Raw genomic sequence first — 18,748 nt, 5'->3', positions numbered from 1 at the left:
GCTTATACTGTTTAAATTATTATTTTGTAATATTGAAAGAAATATGTAACATTTTTCCATAACCGCACGTTTGATTTGTATGAAAGGAGTTCCAAATGCAGTTGTTCAAATTTATCGTTGACGGATTCGTATCGCCGGGAAGCTTTGCAATGTGGGCTATTCTTATGATTATGGCCGCTAGTATTGGCTTAGTTATCGAAAGAGTATGGTATCTGTTTCTAAAATGTGGTGGTAGCGGTGGTACTTTTATGGCCGGTATCTCTAAGTTCTTAAAATCAGGGGATTATGAAAAAGCTATTAAGTACTCAAACTCTCAGAAAACCCCCCTTGCAAAAGGTGTAACTGTTATACTTCAAAATCGTGGAAAAGGAACTAAAGCAGTTCAGAAAGCTGTTGATGAAGTCTTCTTAACAGAAACACCAAAAATCAGTCGTAATATTCCTCTGTTACCTACCCTTGCTAACCTTGCAACACTTCTTGGTCTCATGGGAACGATTTATGGACTGATGCTTTCTTTTGACGCTGTTGCTAACGTACCTGCTGCTCAGAGAGCCCAGGCACTTGCAACTGGTATTTCTGTTGCTATGTCTACAACACTCTTTGGTCTTATCGGTGCTATTCCAACACTTCTCGTTCATGGTCTTCTGTCAACAAAATCTGATCGTGTAATCGAGGAACTGGATGAGAAAACTTCTAAACTGATTAACCTTGTTGAAGAATAAAAGTCTTATTCTGTGAGGAATAACTAATGGCTAACAAAATCAGAAAATCAAGTTTTAAACCGAGCGAAATGGATCTGAAACCATTCATGAACCTTATGGTGGTACTTATCCCTATGCTTCTGGTGACATCTGAGTTCGCAAGAATTTCGGTTATCGAAATCAGATTACCAGAACAAAGGGGATCTCAGACTCAACAGGCTCAAACAGAACGCCCTACAGAAGACAGAAGTACAAAACTGCTCCTCACCGCCATTGTTACCGATTCGGTGGTGACATTAGGTGCTCGGGGTGGTTTTATGCCAAGTCTTTTTTATAGGGAATACCACAAATATATCGATCGTGACGATCATTCTGAACATCTAATTGAGTATGAACCCGATAATCCGGCTGTCCATCCACAAACGGGGAGACCGTTTTCTATTCATGAAAGAAATGAGATCTATCTCTATACAACCGATCAGGATAGGAATATTCTTAACAGATTATATACTCAATATGGAGAAATGCTAACCGATTCAGAAGGGCAATCTGTGGAAAGTGTAAGCCCAGGAGATACCGTATGGGCACTTACCAATCCAAGAAGAACGATTGTAGTCAACGATCCATCTGAGTTTGTCTCCAGGCCTCTCTCCGCATATGATGAACTTAGGAACAGACTTATGCAGGTTAAGGAGAGATATCCGGATGCTGAAGACGCTGATGATATAATAATTGCAGCTGAAAACGAAGTTATTTTCGACAAAATAGTGCAGATTATGGATGCAGCGCGAGCAGCAGAATATCCCAATATATCCATAGCAAAGCTGAGGAGTTAAATATGGGAAAACATGGCAGGTTTAATAAGCCCAAGGATGAAGCAAGTTTTAATATTACTTCATTATTGGATGTACTGGTTATACTCCTTTTGTTTCTTTTGCAGAACTTTTCTGCTGAAGGGGCACTTTTGACAAATGCTGATAATCTGGTGCTTCCAAATTCAGAATCAAAGCTAAGGCCTGAAGAAGTAAATCTCCAGATGGCAGTTACACCAGATATGGTATTGGTTGATAATCAACCTGTTGTACCTGTTGATGACATAAGGCGTATTCCGCAGGAGGAATCAGATCCAGTAATTGAGCAATTAGAAGAGCGACTCAATGCTCTGCGTGCTGCTGAAGAGGATTTGGTGCGTCTTGGAGCTCTTAATGCTTTTCAGGGGTCAATAGTCGTGCAGATTGATAAGAACGTCGAATTTGATGTGCTTTTCAAGATTATGCACACTTGTGGCGGCGTTGGCTACAATGATATGAAATTTGCAGTTATGGAAAGGGAAGAATAACGGTGAAGTACAAGATCCTTATCAAAAAGTGTGAGGACGCTCAGCGTGCTTCCAGAATTGCAGAAGAAATAGCAAGATGGTCTGGTACCACGGCAGATATAGTGTTCAAAGCGATCACTAAAAAGCCGGTCTGCATCCGAAAGGAAGCGGGAGAGGATGAGGCCAGAAAGCTTAAAGCTCAATTCGGGGGAATCGGTGCTGATGTCGAACTCGTAAAACTCGGCGGCGAAGAGGCGCCAGTTGCTGCTGGTGCAAGGTCGGATGATGACGACGACGAGGATGAACCAGGAAGAGTACTTACGGATGCTGAATATGCCCAGAGGCTCAAGGAAAGAGCGGATATCTTTATTGTAGAAAAAGATAAAAAGCTCAGAAATGTGGAGCTGGTTGCCTTACTGCTGGCTATTGCACTCGGTGTCTGGATGACTACCATGGAATTCGTCGATGTTGCAACCGACTTCTTCGAACAACTTCCTGAAGAAAGAACTACTAAGTTAGTGGATGATATTGATGCCACTATGCAGGAAGAAGAAGAGGAAGAAGAAGAGGAAGTCCCAACTGAGGAAAAGAAACTCACACCGGAAAAAAACCAGGGAAAAGGCGGTATGACGGGTGGGGGAGGTGATCCACGTGCCAGGGTAACTCAGGAGGGTGTTCTTGGAATTGTTTCTGGTCAGGTTAAAGGGAAGTCTGTTCAATCAGCTGACGTTTTCGGTGAAGGTGGATTTGCTACTGACATCGATGCGGTATTGTCAGGTGTTGGTGGACTGAAATCTGGTGGTGATGGTGGTGTTGGACGAAAAGGTGCTGCAGGTATTGGGTACGGACAGGGTGTTGGTTCTGGATTCGGTGGATCCGGTGGAGGAATCGATGATCTGATCGGTGGCCTGATGGGGGGAGGCGGTGGAGGCCTTGACCTCAAAAAACGCGGTGAACTTAAAGTTACATCACCTGGTTTCGACAGAGGTGGAGCACTTACTGGTGGAAGAAGCCGTGCGAGTATTCAGCGTGTTGTTATGCAGAATATGGCCGCTCTTCGTCACGCTTACAACAGACGTTTGCGTGAAAAACCAGGACTTGGCGGTAGAGTCACTGTAAAATTCTCTATTGATGAGTTTGGAAAAGTGCTGATGGCTCAGATCGAAGAATCTACCATAGGCGATTCCCAACTTGAACAAACTATCGTAGCTAGAATCAGACGATGGAACTTTGATAGAATAGATAAACCTGGAGATGTTACTGAGGTTGTGTATCCATTTGTGTTCTCTCAATGATAGTTTTGTAATAAGAATTTAGCGATGTTAGAGAAAAAGAACAGGCTGCATTGTAAAAAAATGCAGCCTGTTTTATTTTAGAATGCTACAACTTTACGCGTAATATTATATTGGTACACATAGGTTGAAAGATTGACTAAAGGAAAGCTACGAAAATAAGTATCATAATGGTATAATTCTTCAGAATCTATTAATTAATACTTGTATTTATTGTCACCAATATTATATAATACAAGAAAAAGGAGCTGGATGTTTTATTACATTCTGATACAGGGCAATAACTTACGATTCAATTTGCTTAAACTTCTAATGGAGGCCAGTTTATGAGGAGAGTAATGGCGTTAATACTTGCTGCAGGATGCGTTATTAGCAGCTATGCTACTGATGCAAGGGTAATAGTCATGGGAAGGCATGATGCTTTCTACCGTGATGAAGTGAGTATTTTTAGAAATCCTGCAACTGTTAATCAATATCCAAATATGATGTTGGGTTCTTTTGGAGTTTATAAACCAGAGGGCGGTAATTCTGGAACAGAAGCTCTTGAAAGAACAAACCGTGATCCTCAAAAACCTTATTTTGGGGCTATTGTTTCAAGACTATCCAGGGAACCGGAAAGTCATTCCGGGATCTCATTTTCTACTGTTTTTAACAGGTATGATGAGATGCTAAATTTCATCGATGCGGACAGCCCTGAGTTTAGAGCACTACATAATAGTAGTGTTAATCTTGAGTCTCCTGTTGGAAAAGTAGATCTGATGCTTGCCTATTCACTTGCTAATGGGTCTACTATTGGTATTGGGAGTTACATAGCTCATCAAAAAATACATAGAGCAAATAAAGTTGAACATCATACAGGACTTTATAAGGGTACCATTGGAGTAACACTACCATTAGGTCCCGGTATGGATTTCGAAGCTTCTATCAATGGTGGCATACTTCAGGGTAAAGGAAAAGACAGAGATAGTAATGAAGTTAAAATAGCAGACCGGGATTGGTTTGGTCGGTTTGATCTTAGACTATTTTCTTCGGTACCTGCTCTGAATGGATCTTTTGTACCACAGGTGACAGGAAGAATCGTAAATCTTGAAGATGGAAGATCTTTGATAAGAGATATTAATGCGGGTATAGGTCTTAATTTAAATATTGACAGAGGATTTTTCTGGACCGGACTACAGGGTCTATATGAATACTATGACCTTAACGGCAAAGAAAATGAACAGTCCTACGGTGCTAGAGTGAGTTTTGGCATAGAAAGAAATATCGTATGGGATTGGTTTTTGATTAGAGTTGGTGGGCAAAAGGAGATATGGAGAACCGAAACTGCATCAGATAACAAGCATTGGAGAGAAAACATAGAAGCTGATGGATCCGATACTGATTTAGTTGGGCTTGGATTTGGTATTAATATCGATAACAGGTTGCGTATCGATGTCGTTGCTGCAGAGGACATCGTTTATACATTTACCAATCTGATAAGTGGACCACAATACAGCCTGTTTAATAGGGTAAGTGCTACTTACAGTTTTTAATTAAGGCACTAATAATAAATGAGAAGAGAATAGGTGTTGCTTTAAATAGTAACACCTATTTTTGTATGTTAAAGGATAAAGTCAAAATTATTTTTTCAGCTATAAAATATTATTTTTATCAGTACAAACTATTTTAATTGAATGTATGTAGTGTTTATTATAAAATCAGAAATACTCTCTGGAGGAAGTATATGAATAAAAAAAGCATCAGTGTGATAGTTGGTTTACTCACTATGCTTTTCTTTTTTGCATGTGGTGAAAGTGATGAAATTATTCGTGAAAAATTTCATATTATTCTTGAAGATGATCTTTCCGCAATAATTGATGGAATAGAGAAAGAGGCGTTATTGGATGAACCTTTCTATGAAATAGTGTTTTATGAAACCCATGAAGGAAGGTATACCAGGAGAGCTGAAGTAAAATTTTATTTCCTCCGCAACGTAAATGCAAAAATTGTGAGACGGTATAGATATCATAGCTCACAAGGAAAATGGGACCGGTTTAGAAATGAATATCGTTTCTATTCAGAAAAAAAAGCATCGCACGATAATTAAATATTTCCTGCCATTTTTCCTACTTTTAATAGATGGGTCGTTCGCTTCAGATCCACCTCTGCCTGCTGGTATTCATGCTTTGGCCTTGGAAAGTATTGAATACCTTTTTAATAACAATCATCCAGATGCTGAACAGAAAGCACAAATAATTATTGATACTTATCCTCAACACCCGGCAGGATATTTTTTCATGGCTGCTGCAATCGATAAGTGGACCGATTATTTCAGAAGTTCTCAAAGAGAGGATCACTTTTACAGGTACAGTGATTTAGCTATAGAAAAGGGTGAAAAAATTTTAGAAAAAAATCCAAATGATCCAATAGCACAATTTTTCGTAGGTGGAGCTAATGGATTAAAAGGAACTTACGAATTTAAAAAAGAGCGCTGGATAACTGCTTTTCGCTATGGGTGGAAAGGTGTGTCAGTGTTTATGAATATAGAACAACCTAACGGAAACTTGATTGATGTACAGTATGGTATAGGTTCCTATCATTACTGGAGAAGTGCAATGATGCGGGTACTTTGGTGGATGCCTGGAGTTGAGGATAGGAGGGATGAAGGTATTCGCATGCTTCAAAAAGTAAGTCAAAAGGGCATATATTCAAAAGTGTACGCATCTGTTGAACTTATCAATATCTATATGAACGAAAGACGCTATAACGATGCATTACAAGTCTCAAATCAGATGCTTAAAAAGTTTCCTAATGCACATGATTTCCAGTGGGGAAAAGCTGAGGCCTTGTATGCTCTGGAGCGTTTCACTGAAGCACAAGACGTGTATAAAAAGATTCTTAACAGACTCCTTCAGGAATCACGAAGAAACTACTACTATGAAGTACAGTGCAGATTAAAACTTGCAAAAACACATAACGCTCTTATGCAGTATACTCAAGCTGTTAAACAATGTGATCATATATCTGATATGCAATTATCAAATGAAATAAGCAGAAGAGTTAGCAACATTCTCTCAGAAGCCCAGAGAGAAAGACGTTTAGCTCAAAGAGCTTTGTCAAAATAGCAAAAATTCAACATATTCCAAAAAAAAAACCGTAGTAGTGGTTTAAATTATTGTCAAATTTTATTTTGTTTATCAGTGCCGAGATAGCTCAGTTGGTAGAGCAACTGATTCGTAATCAGTAGGTCGGCGGTTCGAATCCGCTTCTCGGCTTTAAGCAGATGTGTGTAAGGACCGTGTGGCGGTGGTCTGTATTTAATAAAGTGCGGTACCCGTACCGGTTTTTTGGTGAAATTTGGAATTGAAGCGGTCTGTCCCTTAAAACCGGACTGGCAATAAAGCTCACATCCCCTCTGATTGGAAAAAACGCCCTTTTCTAAAGCATAAAGTTGTGGGTAAAATACCACTCTAAATAACAGTGTCAAAAAATCCAGTATTTCAAACCAACTCTAATTCCCCAGTTAGTGGCAGGAACATTGGGGGGGGGATTGCGTTCAACATCATCTTCGGTGTAGGTGATGGGATGTTCAAACGGTTCACCACTCACCACTTCCGTGCTTTCCAGTTTATGGTTTATTTGTTCGAATCTTATTTCGCTGAAAAAATAGAGAAAATATTCCATGACAGGTATTTCAAATCCCAGAAAACCCATAAATCCAAGGGAAGGGGAAAAGTTGTATTTAACTTCACCAATCATTGGCTCCTCATCTGTTTCAATTATTGTACGTTCGAAGCTTGCAGAGGCGAAGTTCAGGGCTAAACCTACACCAAGGTACATATCGAGCAATTCGAGGATTTCAAAATGAGGAGCAAGAGCTGCCCGCAAACCCCATGAGGAGAACCTATAATCAGTTGTAGTGTCTTCGAATATCTCGTTTGTTCGTTCACTTTCTATTGTGGGGGATGGAACACCTAAAGAGAGATCAAAAGATACTCGACCTTCAAGAAAGGGCATAAGCATATACCCGGCTCCTATTTCAAATTTTAATCCCTGTCCGAGATTAAGAAAGTGGTCGTTGGTCTCCAGCGGGGTTTCTCTGTCCTCAAAAAAGGTGTTTGATGATCCAAGATAGTATCCACCCATCCCAAAACCGTATCCGGTACTACTAAAAATGTTAACAAAATCTTGAGCAAAAGCAGTTGTTGTACTTAGTACAATAGTTGCAAGGATAATATTCACTTTTTTCATTCTATCCTCCTGCCACATTCTGGCGACAGTATATGTTATAGTCTATTTCTGCAAATATATTGTTTTTTTGTTCGAGAAAAGAAAGACAATTCTCATCTACCGTTTTTTTCTTCAAATATTCATACAGAGTAAGAAAGTTTGCAATGTGTTCTTTTGTGCGTTTTTGGGCATAGTGAACCATAGTACCAGTTTTCATTATGAACGCCCAGTCACTTGATTGAGAAAGAAGCAGTTCCCGTGCCATCTGGTTTAAAATCCTTCTTTTTACACCCTTTACTTGTGGATTTTGGCTTGCACACTCAGTCATTATATTTTCAATTTGATGAATATGATGGTAAATCCAACTATTTGTTTCATTAAGCCATACATAAGAGTACCCACCTTCACCCCAACTGGAGAAAGAGGGTTCACTTACCTGGTTTTCTTCAAAAAGGGAAAGGTAATCTGAAGGGGTAATAAATTCATAGGAGTTTTGTTCGCATTGACTTCTTCTGATAAGATAGTTTAGCCATTCCGGCCCCTCGTACCACCAGTGACCAAAAAGTTCTGCATCATAGGGTGAGACAATCAGGGGAGGTCTGTCCATTAAGGTGGTAAGATGTTGTATTTGCAATTGTCTGTTAAACATGAAATTGCCGGCATGTTGGGCAGCCGTATTTAATGCTTCCTGACGATTGTAATATTCTTTTTTTTCTGAATGTATATCTGTCACCCTGTGATATTTGATACCGGTGTGAATTCTTAGGCCGATAGGATCAATATAGGGGGAGATATAATCCATTTCCAGTTCAAAACCAATATCCCGGTAAAAATCACGGTAAGCGGGATGCCCCGGATATCCTTGCTGGGCGCTCCAGACAGAGCGTGATGATTCCGCATCTCTGCCAAAAGCCGCTACAGGTGCCTCTGAGCAGTAGAGGGGTGCGTATACTCCATATCTTGGCTGTGGGTTTGCAAGTAGCAGGCCATGGGTGTCAACGAAAAAGAATTTTAAACCCTCTTTAAAAAGAAACTTCTCCAAACCTGGATAATAGCCACATTCCGGAAGCCAGATACCTCTGGGATGACATCCGAAATTTTTGATGTAAGATTCTACACCAACTTTTATCTGTGCTTTTACAGCAGGTTCGTTGTCCTGCATGTTAGGTAAGTAGCCATGGGTAGCACAACAGGTGATAATTTCAAGCAGCCCTGCATCCTGAAGTGTTCTGAATTCCCTGATAAGATCTCTTTGCCATATGTTTTCAAAGAGATGGTAGCACATCTTAAACTTATCTAAATACAGCTTAGCATTTTCGTTTTGCAGAGCGTTATACCTGGTTCTTTTTACCTCTTTTTCTGCAAGCGATATAAGCTTTTTTATATGTCTTATATACCTTTGTTGCAAAAAAGAGTCATTAAGCATACTGCAAAGTGTTGGAGTAAGGGACATCGTTAATCGAAACTGAATAGTATCATTTTGGAGATTTCTAAACATTACAAGCAGTGGAATGTATGTTTCTGTAAGCGCTTCATAGAACCAATTCTCTTCCAATGTGTAATCAGTTTCAGGATGTCGGACGAATGGAAGGTGTGCATGTAAAACAAGACAGAGAAAGCCCTCAGGTTGTTTTCCCGATTTCAAAAAAAGGGACTTATTACTATAGCTATTGCTCATTTCTTAGCGAAGCTTGGGGAAATATGGATGATGAACTTTGGGTTGATTTGCTGGGGTCAAGTTCTAGTAGTTTACCTGAATCATTTCTGATCTCGATACCCAAATTATCGATTGAAAGTTCGGTTATGCTCATTATCTCTTTGTTATTATCTGCTGAGTATGGTTCAGCAAGTTTAGTTAGAGGCACCTGGATTGGAGAAGTAGATGTTAGTGGTTTAAACCGTCCTTCTTTGTTTTTTAACCCATACTCTACTATATATAAATTTTCCGGTTCAGATATGTTGAAATACCAATTGTTGGTGCCTGGGCCAATTTTAATTTCAGATATCTTTTCCGGCTCACTTTCTTTTTTTGTTTTATTTATTTTAAGTAGGCGAAGTGTGTTTTGGGATGCAGCAAAATTGCTATTAGATTTTTCTTTTTTTATTTTTTCGGCTAAGATCTGCCAGTAGACATAAAGCCAATGGGGGTCTCTTGGTATAGCGCGTATATAGAGTTCAGAATAATTTTCAGGCAACTCTGAGCTTATATGACAAACATTACTTAGAAAAAGAGAGGGATCTTGATTTATTGAACTTTCGACATTACTACGCAAAGACGCTGTTTGTTTGGTTGAGCTTGTTTTACCAAACTTTTTGCGAAAGTAACGTCGCATCATGGATTTTTTGCTGTTTCTGCCGTGCATAAAAATTTTTGTTTGATGTTGTATCACTTGGGCACAAAACAGGAATGAGTCAAATACCTGAATCAAATCAAAACTGCTTGGATCTCAACACCTGATAAATTAAATCTTTAGGTTAGAATATACGTTATACCATCAGCACCTAAAACAATAACAGTAACAATTACCAGTGATAGTTGTTACTGTTATCTGCTTTAGTTTTTATCAGAATGAGTTATCTATTCTGAAACCATTTTTGACTTCCGTTTAAACCGATTACAAGGCGAAACACATCTTCTGTAAAATCGTTTAGATTGGTATCCCGACGTCTGCTATATTCAAATCCAATGTTTAGAAGTGCTGAAGACTGCTGGATTGGAAGAGCTGTACCAAGGGTAAAAGTGACTTCAGAGGCACCTTCTACAGGCATCTGTTCATACCGTAGCCCAGTACTGTACTGAATAGTTCTCCAGTAATCGGTGGCAAATATGTACTCAGGACTGGGAATGTATCGAGCTCCTGCAGAGGTGGAATAGGTTCTTCGAAGAGAAGAATTATCATCTGAAATGAATCTATCCCACAGTACAGTATGAATATCAGCAGCCAAGAGCCACTCTGAAGTAAGTTGGTAGGAGAGGCCTATTGTTGCTGAAGGCGGAGGGTGAATGGTTACATTCGATTTGTTGGAAATTGTGTCTTCCCTAAGTTTGTTTGAATTAACAATATCTGATTCGTTTACAAAAACATATTCGCCGGCAGCACCTAGTGTTAAGTCACCCCAAGGAAGTATTGCCCCGACCTTAACTCCGTTTGCAGCGAAAGTTTCTTCGGTATTTCTTTGGATCTCATGATAATAGGAACTTTCGCCACTTGCAAATCCATAAACACGGTCTGTTTGCATAGAATAATAAAGGCGTTTATAGGTAAAACCGATTTGAATATCGTTAGCAAGATGGTATCCCCAACCAGCTTGCCATTCATTCATACCACCTTTTCTGATTAAACCTGTATAGAGTGTGTCAGTACTCTCAGGTACTGGAGACTGTAACTCTTCTACAGACCTGAAGTTTAAATCACCCTTAGTTCTGTTAGCGAAGGAAAACCCCAGGTTTCCAAAAGCACCAACAGGAACTATTAATGAGAGCATAGATGGAGAAAAGTTATAGAAATAGTGTCGCTCTGTGTCATTATAGCTGTTTACATCAAATGATGCCACAGATGAAAACACAGATTTCTCGTGGTTTGCAATGTTTGCGGGGTTAAGAGAAATCCCAAAGAAACTCTCTTTTACACCTGTTCCACTGCCTCCCATGGAACGCGCCGAACCGGTAGAAGTTTGTAACGGAGTGCCCAGTGGGTAATAGAGGCTAAGATAGGACTCTGCGTAAACGGAAACTACAATAGCTAATACAAAAAATAATAGTTTTCTAATCATAATATTCACTCTTAATCAATAGTTGTTAGTACTGCATCAAAATGTGTTGGACGGGTCCATAAAGTCTGGCTGAATTCGTTAATTGTCTCAAGATAGAGAAAAACACTTGATTGACGTGAACGGGTTATTTCTTGTAAATCTTTTTCGAAACGAAAAGACATAACAGAATCTGAGAACACTCTTCGATTACCAAAATTAACTGACAGTTCACCGGCATTGTTATATTCGCCCCCCAGGTAGGCCCTAAAGGATATATTTTCGTTCTCTGGCAAGTTTTTTACCTGAGGTCTTCTCATCATTATCTCAGCACTAAGTACCTCATCAAAGGAGGTTCCTGAGGTGTAGGTGGTGTCAAAAAAGCGATCGATGTCGAATTCAAAGACTGCTACTCTGTTGGAAATTCTTCTGGAGACCGGCTGTGCAGAAAGAGTGTCGAAATCTTTTTCGTAAACAGTAAGTTGTGATAAGCCGTACAGAGAATCCTTAAATACCTCTCCATCTTTGTCAGCTATATGCATAACAAGAAACGGGTTTTGCAGGTATTTAAAAGAATCGGTTGTGTCTGCAATGGTGAACGCGAATACAGAGGTGTCTGTTTTGGCTGATTCGCTCAAAGCGGTAAAAAGAGCCGAAGCTAAATCTTCAGGCAGTGGTATAGAATCTTTGGAACCACTGGTAATTTCAGCTTTCCCTATTTCAGTCATAGCTTCGGTTAACACTACCTCTTCAAACAAGTCTTTGGGTTCACAGGAAAAGACTGGAATCATAAACAATTCAGAGGTGTCTTTATGTCTTGTGTCGGCATATATATGAAGATAAACAGCTTGCAAGGAATTATCTGGAGAATAACGCGGGCCTTCAGTGGTATCAGTGGGTAATACTGCAAATTCAACGTATCCCTTAAATAACTGCTCCTCACTTCTTCCAATAATTAGATTGCGTCTGTTTGGATGGTGTATGAAGTTGTTATCGCTGGAATGGGGAATACTAAACCCATCACAAAACGCAGTGCTGTCGAAAGCAACCGTTTTGAATAATCCGGAAACGTCTAAAAGCTCAGGATCAAAATCTTCAATAACTCCTCTTCCCGGGTCAGTAATATTATTGCTTTCTGAACAGGAAAAAAATATGGCTGTCAGAAAAAACAGGATACCAAATCGCTTAAACTTTTTTCTTATCATAGCACCTTCCATTTTATAAGGCGTTTTGGGTACATCAGCATGGGTCATGAGGTTTCCCAGTAACTTTGTTGTGTGAAAAAATAGGTTTGCCCTAAAAAGAAGTCAAAAATTAGAGGCAATAAGGCCTTTTTTTTGCCAAAAGCTTTGAAGTGGCACCGTAACGTAGTATCCAGGTAGGGGTATATGGAAAAACAGTACTATCTCAAACAGGCTTGTTTGGTAAACTACAGCCGATTCAACTCTCTTTGCAGCTTCTTTGATTTTGATTCGAATCGGCTTTTAAAAGAGGTGTATATATAGTATTTTAAAGAATTACGGTTAGTTCCTTTTTACTCCAGTACTTCTGGTATTTTCCGGTTACTTCCATGACCAGAGCCTGTCAGAGGGAAACATTTCGGGAGTTATGAGTACAATCACTCTGGTTAAACGTCCTTCTGAATGCACAATCCTCATTGTGGATGATGAAGAATTAGTTTGTCAGCTTCTAAAGACCACACTGTCTTCAAGTTATAAAGTAATGACATGCAATACCGGCTCAGAGGCCATTGCCCTTATTGAGAAGCATTACTTTGATGTCGTAATTGTGGATCTTAAGCTTCCTGATATGCCCGGTACCGAAATCATTGGGTATGCTAAAAACCGTGATGAATTCTGTGAAGTTATTATGATTACGGGGCATGCGACTGTGGACTCTGCAACAACTGCGCTTAATATGGGGGCTGTTTCATATCTTACAAAACCATTCGAGATTGAAGATCTTCTCCTTCAGGTAGAAAAGGCTGTAGCTTCACGTCTTTTTCACCTAAAAAGTCTTATGCTCATGAAGGAATCGGAGCAAATGGAGCCTGGGGCTAAAGAACATCTCTTTGACATCACTTCTCTTTACTTTTTTACCCGTAAGATAATGCTTTCTCTTGAAGTCACAGAGATCATGCGAATCGTATTGGATGAAGCAAATACTAAATGCAATGCGTACTTTTGTGCTGTTGGTGTGGATATACTTGGGTACAAGGAACTATATGCCATGCCTCGTTTTGGAGATGTATCAGAAAAACAGGTTAGGGATAACCTCTTAAATTTTTGGAACGATGCTTTTCCCTTTCTTACTATAGAATCATTTCGCAGCGAAGAATTACCACTGTATTTTTATAAGGGTAGGGAAGGAAAATCGAGTTCAGGTGAATCTCTCCAGTGCCTATCGGTTCCAATGATAATCAGTGGTAAAACGATCGGTACTATTGCTGTGGTCAGAAATTGTGAGCAAGATTTATCATCCCAAAATGAGTTTCTGCATATCTTTACCTCTCTTGTTTCTTCGGTTATTGAGCATGCTTATTCTGATCTGCAGGCGCGAGTGCAGGCTAAAACTGATAGTCTCACCGGTATCGCAAATCATCGCCAATTTCACGAAGCACTCGAACGGGAAATTGCACGTGCAAACAGGCACAAAGGAGTGTTTGCTTTAATTTTGGCTGATATTGATGATTTTAAATCGATAAACGATACGTATGGACATCAAATCGGGGATGCAGTGATTATAGACCTAACTCGTCGACTTTGCGCAAATATCCGAAGCAGTGATGTTGCTTCACGGTACGGGGGTGAGGAGTTTAGTCTTATTCTTCCGGATTCCGATGAAAATGGTGCCCATAAGCTGGCTCAGAGAATTTGCAGACAAATAGCCGATGAACCGTTTGTGAGTGGGAAAACAGAATTTTTCTATACTGTTAGTTTCGGTGTGGCTGTTTATGATGGGAGAAAACCTTTAAACAAAGACGTTTTGATATCCAGAGCTGATGAGGCCTTGTATACTTCAAAGCGAAAAGGGAAAAATCAGGTAAACGTTAGCGACAAAACAATATGAAAACAAAGGTGATATTCTTTATGATTTTGATTTATAGCTCCATCATGGAGGTGCTTCGTTTTGTCGCCGTAGTACCACTTTCCATTATATTTAAGAAAAAACGATGGGGGCTTACTCAGAGGCAGAAATTACCCAGAATATTAAAAGATTACAGGCAAAAAAATGTTATCTGGGTTCATGCTGCTTCCCTGGGGGAGGCAAAACTTCTTATTAAATTCCTTGATTATCTTTCATCAAAGCATCCCGATGATCTGTATCTTATCACAGCCACAACCACCACGGGTGTTGAGTATTTAGAGCAGAATTTAAAGCCATCGGTATGTGCATTTGGATATCTTCCATACGATACCATACCTTTGATGAAAAGAATTGTTGAACATTTTGGCATTAGTCGCTTGTGGTTGATTGAAACTGAGCTGTGGCCGTGTATGCTCCATGTGTGTAAAAGGGCTGGTGTATCTCTTGGTGTTGTTAACGGCAGGCTTGAAGAGAAGGGGTATAGAAATCTTAAACGTTTCTCTTTTCTATTCAGGGATATATTTGAACAATTCGATACTGTAATAGTGCAGGATAAAGAATACGCGTTGCGTTTTCGTTCCCTTGGTATGCAAGAGAAGAGCATTCATGTTATAGGTAATCTAAAAAGTAGGGTTACGGTAAAACGCCCGGAGCATAAACAATGGTCCTCACTCAGAGAAAAGATGAATCTTAATGAAGAGACATTTGTAATTACTGCAGGCTGTGTTCACCCTGGAGAGGGAACTGTTTTACAATTATGTTTAAATAAGTTACAATCTGAGGGATTTAAATGCAAAATGATCGTAATCCCAAGACACCTGAAGAATGCCGGGCTGATTGCGCAGGAATTTGAAAACAACTGTCTTCATTTAAAAGATCCTATAACCTGGGAAAACTGGCAAACTTGTGTGTTAGAAAAATATGGTATTCTTGAAGACATGTACAGAGTTGCCGATGCTGCAGTTGTGGGAGGCTCATTTGTAAAGGTGGGGGGACATAATGTGTGGGATGCTGCTCAATTTGGCATACCTCTCTTTTTTGGCCCACATTATTATACTCAGAAAAAAAGTTGCGATAAACTGATCGACTCCGGGGTTGGTTTCAAGGCTGGTGACGGGGTTGAGCTTGCCAACGAAATCGTTAGAGTGATAAAAAGAGATGCCTGCAGTTTTATTACTGCACAGCTTAAATTTGCTGATGAAGTGAATAAGGAAGAATCGGTGCTGGAGTCGCTTATCCCATGAGTGAAACGAATGAAACGATACCAAAAATCGTGATTCTGACCGGCGATGACACGGTTGGAAAAGAACATTTCAGAAACAGTTACATTGATCGTATTAATAATACCTATCCTGAACTTATCCAGAAGCGGTATGATTCCTCTTCTCAGTCCTTCATTACTTTTATGGAAGAGATGATCACCCCTTCGCTATTTCAGGAGGTTCGGGTATTTATAATTACTCATGCGCACACACTTTCAGATTCCGAGCTTACTTTGCTCAACAAAAATCTGGATTATGATATACCGGATGTGTTTCTTGTAATAGAAGGACAGAGTGGGGCCAAAAAAGGTACTTCAGCTTCAGAGGGGAAAATAACCAAAAAGCTACAACTAAAAAAACGGGGACGTGTTTCACATATTGAAATACAAGATTTTTCATGCCCCCCGGAATACAAAACTGCAGAATGGCTTGTTTCAAACGTACCCTCTCTTTTCTCAAGGAGAATAGCGAAAGAAGATGCTGAATATTTGGTTGATCTTGTAGGTAGTGGCCTGGATTTGTTGTACTCAGAGCTTCAGAAAATAAACATAAATCTGGCCCCTAAAGCTCCAATTGAGCGGGACGTTATTGATAAAGTTGTAGGGGCAACAAGGCCCATGACTCCTTTTGAGCTGGCTGGTGCTCTTGGTGAAAAAAAGTTACCAAGGGCACTGGAGATAGTTGATACGCTTTTTTCCTGTGGCTTTAGTGCACCTTTTGTGATATCTGCAATTTACAGGCATTTTTGGGCCCTTTTGCGAATCAGGAAATTTCTTGAGGCTAACCCCGCTTTGGCTAAAATAGTGCTCTCATCCTCAAGCAATTATCAGCAGCGTAATGAAGCTGCTTTTGAGGTAGGGGTAGCTTCTGGATTGTTATCAAAAAATGATAAGAGAAGAGTGTATCCTGTTATCATAAAGAGTAATATAATTTATCATGCTAAGAGATTTAAAAACAGAGAACTAAGAGAGATTATCAGGTGGTTGCGCGAGTTTGATGTTGGGGTGAAAACCGGTCGGGTAGATCCAAATCAGTATGAAATTCAGATGCTCTGTTACAGAATTGTTAGAGTAGAGCAGGTTTTGGAGTTGGCAGGTACTTGATGAGGTATTTTTTTCGCATTGAGTATGATGGAAGCCGATATTGTGGTTGGCAGGTCCAGCTCAATGGTAATAGTATTCAAACAGAGCTTCAAAACGCTTTTTCAACTGTTTTACGTCATAAATGTAGTGTAACCGGAGCAGGGAGAACCGATGCCGGGGTCCATGCAAGAGCTCAATGTGCACACATGGATACAGAAACAAGGATAGATATCATCAGGTGTGAGCACTCGGTTAACGCACTTTTGCCTAAAGATATCGCAATTTATGGCTTGCAAGAAGTTGGCAGGCAATTTCATGCTCGTTTTTCAGCAGTATCAAGGGAATATAGCTATACCCTGGTTGATCGTAAAACCCCGCTTCAACTGCTTAGGGCTTGGCATATCGCCTACCCAATGAACTGGCAAAGGGTTCAGGAGAATAGCAATCACCTTATTGGAACGCATGATTTTGCTGCTTTTTGTGCTTCAGGAAGTGGAAGCGATTCGACCATTTGTTTGATAAAGGATGTGCGACTTACCAATGATGCAGGTACATGGCAATTTTCAATCAAGGCGAATCGCTTTATCTATAAGATGGTTAGATCAATTGTAGGTACTCTTGTTGATATCGGCAGAGGTAATATCAAGGAAACGATGTATGATATTATTAGCTCAAAAGAACGTAGCAGGGTTGGCCAGACAGCGCCACCGCATGGTTTAGTTCTTGAAAATGTTAACTATGAAGGTTTCGGTGATAAAGATGGGATCTAAAGGTAGAATCGGAATTTACCTGCTTTTTCTAATAGTGGGGATGACAGCCGGTTTCTTTACAGGGGGTGAAATAATCAGGCGGCTGTACTCATCCTGGTTTTTTACTGCCGAACAGCGAATAGAGAGAGCAGAAAAGGAGAAGCTTGGGCAGGGGGAGCTTCTATTTCCACAGCTACATGCCTCAGAGGATATTACTGCTACCCGCAATAATGCGATAGTTAATGCAACGCGTAATGTGGCACCCGGAGTAGTAGGTATTGTAGTTACTCAGATTCAGAGGGTAAGAAACCCCTTCTATGATGATGACTTTTTCAACTTCTTTTTCGGTCGTGGGCAGGTCCCCCGATATCGTCAGGTCGAAAGTATTGGCTCTGGTTTTGTCATTAGAAGCGACGGGATGATACTTACAAACTACCATGTTGTACAGAATGCTGCAAAACTATACGTTAATTTCTCCAATGGCAGGCGTTTTGAAGGTGAAGTGGTGGGCTATGATGAAAGATCTGATCTTGCTGTTATAGCTGTTCCGGGGAAAAATTTCAGACCGGTTAAATTCGGCGATTCTGATAAAGCGGTTCTTGGAGAGTGGAGTATTGCCATCGGCAATCCGTTTTTGAATTTTATCAATGATGCCCACCCCACTGTTACTGTAGGGGTTATCAGTGCATTGAACCGAAATTTTGCTCCGTCTGAAGGGGTGTACTATCAGGGCATGATACAGACAGATGCAGCAATCAATCCTGGTAACTCTGGTGGACCTCTGGTTAATGCACTGGGAGAGGTGATAGGGGTAAATTCATTTATATTTACCGGAAGTTCTGAAAGCAGAGGTTCTGTAGGGATCGGTTTTGCTATTCCAATCAATAGGGCAAGAAGAGTAGCTGAGGAACTCATCAACCATGGGCAGAGACGCCAGGTTTGGACTGGTATTTCGGTCCAGAACTTAAATCGATCCGTAGCCAATGCATTGGGCTATGATAGTGTTGAGGGGGTTGTGGTAGTAAGTGTCCAGCCCGGCAGCCCGGGTGATGCAGCAGGACTCAAACCCGGCGATATAATTAAAAGAATGGGTAATCGTACCATCCATTCTCATGCCGATATCGATGGTTTCTTTATCGATTATTTTGTGAACGACTCTGTTGATCTATGTATTGTAAGGGATAGAAAAGAGTCAGACATTGAAATGGTCCTTGAAGAATACAGTGACAGTATAAAATAAACAAAATGGACCGATAAAAAATAGAAAATAAAGTGTACCTGTGGTATATTTTATCGAT

Annotated in this window: 17 protein-coding genes and 1 tRNA gene; 14 read left to right on the top strand and 4 right to left on the bottom strand. The window is 40.1% G+C overall.

Annotated features, from left to right (window positions below; translation table 11 throughout):
* The first annotated feature begins 95 nt into the window (after positions 1-95).
* The 8 genes from QA601_04840 (at position 96) to QA601_04805 (ending at position 6,565) form a co-directional block, all read left to right on the top strand.
* Positions 96-722: a MotA/TolQ/ExbB proton channel family protein gene (locus tag QA601_04840; protein ID MDG5814392.1), complete on the top strand. Its 627-nt coding sequence runs from the start codon at positions 96-98 to the stop codon at positions 720-722.
* Between the two features lie 26 nt (positions 723-748).
* Entirely contained in the window at positions 749-1,537 is a 789-nt protein-coding gene (locus tag QA601_04835; GenBank protein MDG5814391.1) for a biopolymer transporter ExbD, read from the top strand.
* A gap of 2 nt (positions 1,538-1,539) precedes the next feature.
* Positions 1,540-2,040, top strand: coding sequence for a biopolymer transporter ExbD (locus QA601_04830; GenBank protein ID MDG5814390.1), 501 nt, complete (start codon positions 1,540-1,542; stop codon positions 2,038-2,040).
* Between the two features lie 2 nt (positions 2,041-2,042).
* Positions 2,043-3,314 carry an AgmX/PglI C-terminal domain-containing protein gene (locus tag QA601_04825; protein ID MDG5814389.1) on the top strand — a complete coding sequence of 424 codons (1,272 nt, stop codon included), beginning with the start codon at positions 2,043-2,045 and terminating at the stop codon, positions 3,312-3,314.
* A 335-nt stretch (positions 3,315-3,649) separates the two neighbouring features.
* Positions 3,650-4,843, top strand: a complete 1,194-nt coding sequence (locus QA601_04820; protein MDG5814388.1) for a hypothetical protein — start codon at positions 3,650-3,652, stop codon at positions 4,841-4,843.
* A 191-nt stretch (positions 4,844-5,034) separates the two neighbouring features.
* Positions 5,035-5,397 carry a hypothetical protein gene (locus QA601_04815; protein ID MDG5814387.1) on the top strand — a complete coding sequence of 121 codons (363 nt, stop codon included), beginning with the start codon at positions 5,035-5,037 and terminating at the stop codon, positions 5,395-5,397.
* Complete coding sequence (locus QA601_04810; GenBank protein MDG5814386.1) at positions 5,351-6,415, top strand: tetratricopeptide repeat protein; 1,065 nt, start codon at positions 5,351-5,353, stop codon at positions 6,413-6,415. The genes QA601_04815 and QA601_04810 overlap by 47 nt, the downstream gene beginning before the upstream one ends.
* A gap of 77 nt (positions 6,416-6,492) precedes the next feature.
* A tRNA-Thr gene (locus tag QA601_04805) sits at positions 6,493-6,565 on the top strand.
* Between the two features lie 208 nt (positions 6,566-6,773).
* Here QA601_04805 and QA601_04800 read toward each other — a convergent pair.
* Positions 6,774-7,541, bottom strand: a complete 768-nt coding sequence (locus QA601_04800) for a hypothetical protein (GenBank protein ID MDG5814385.1) — start codon at positions 7,539-7,541, stop codon at positions 6,774-6,776.
* A 1-nt stretch (position 7,542) separates the two neighbouring features.
* Entirely contained in the window at positions 7,543-9,075 is a 1,533-nt protein-coding gene (locus tag QA601_04795; protein MDG5814384.1) for a DUF1957 domain-containing protein, read from the bottom strand.
* A 29-nt stretch (positions 9,076-9,104) separates the two neighbouring features.
* Between QA601_04795 and QA601_04790 the strand changes: the two genes are divergently transcribed.
* Positions 9,105-9,650, top strand: coding sequence for a hypothetical protein (locus QA601_04790; GenBank protein ID MDG5814383.1), 546 nt, complete (start codon positions 9,105-9,107; stop codon positions 9,648-9,650).
* A 444-nt stretch (positions 9,651-10,094) separates the two neighbouring features.
* On the opposite strand, the gene QA601_04785 is transcribed toward QA601_04790, so the two are convergent.
* Together QA601_04785 and QA601_04780 are read right to left on the bottom strand one after the other, a co-directional pair.
* Positions 10,095-11,294 (bottom strand): hypothetical protein, encoded by a 1,200-nt coding sequence (locus QA601_04785; GenBank protein MDG5814382.1) that lies wholly within the window; start codon positions 11,292-11,294, stop codon positions 10,095-10,097.
* Between the two features lie 11 nt (positions 11,295-11,305).
* Positions 11,306-12,475, bottom strand: a complete 1,170-nt coding sequence (locus tag QA601_04780; GenBank protein MDG5814381.1) for a hypothetical protein — start codon at positions 12,473-12,475, stop codon at positions 11,306-11,308.
* A gap of 403 nt (positions 12,476-12,878) precedes the next feature.
* Between QA601_04780 and QA601_04775 the strand changes: the two genes are divergently transcribed.
* From QA601_04775 to QA601_04755, 5 genes are read left to right on the top strand one after another with little or no spacing between them, the layout of a single operon-like run.
* On the top strand, positions 12,879-14,339 hold the full coding sequence (locus QA601_04775; protein ID MDG5814380.1) for a diguanylate cyclase: 1,461 nt from the start codon (positions 12,879-12,881) through the stop codon (positions 14,337-14,339).
* A 20-nt stretch (positions 14,340-14,359) separates the two neighbouring features.
* Positions 14,360-15,601, top strand: a complete 1,242-nt coding sequence (locus tag QA601_04770; protein MDG5814379.1) for a glycosyltransferase N-terminal domain-containing protein — start codon at positions 14,360-14,362, stop codon at positions 15,599-15,601.
* Entirely contained in the window at positions 15,598-16,722 is a 1,125-nt protein-coding gene (locus tag QA601_04765) for a hypothetical protein (GenBank protein ID MDG5814378.1), read from the top strand. Before QA601_04770 ends, QA601_04765 begins: the two co-directional genes overlap by 4 nt.
* Positions 16,722-17,471 (top strand): tRNA pseudouridine(38-40) synthase TruA, encoded by a 750-nt coding sequence (gene truA / locus QA601_04760; protein ID MDG5814377.1) that lies wholly within the window; start codon positions 16,722-16,724, stop codon positions 17,469-17,471. Before QA601_04765 ends, truA begins: the two co-directional genes overlap by 1 nt.
* Positions 17,461-18,690 (top strand): trypsin-like peptidase domain-containing protein, encoded by a 1,230-nt coding sequence (locus QA601_04755; GenBank protein MDG5814376.1) that lies wholly within the window; start codon positions 17,461-17,463, stop codon positions 18,688-18,690. The genes truA and QA601_04755 overlap by 11 nt, the downstream gene beginning before the upstream one ends.
* Positions 18,691-18,748 lie beyond the last annotated feature (58 nt).

It is taken from the genome of Chitinispirillales bacterium ANBcel5 (genome assembly GCA_029688955.1).
In the GTDB taxonomy this organism is placed as follows: domain Bacteria; phylum Fibrobacterota; class Chitinivibrionia; order Chitinivibrionales; family Chitinispirillaceae; genus Cellulosispirillum; species Cellulosispirillum alkaliphilum.
This window is presented reverse-complemented; position numbering and strand designations above follow the sequence as displayed.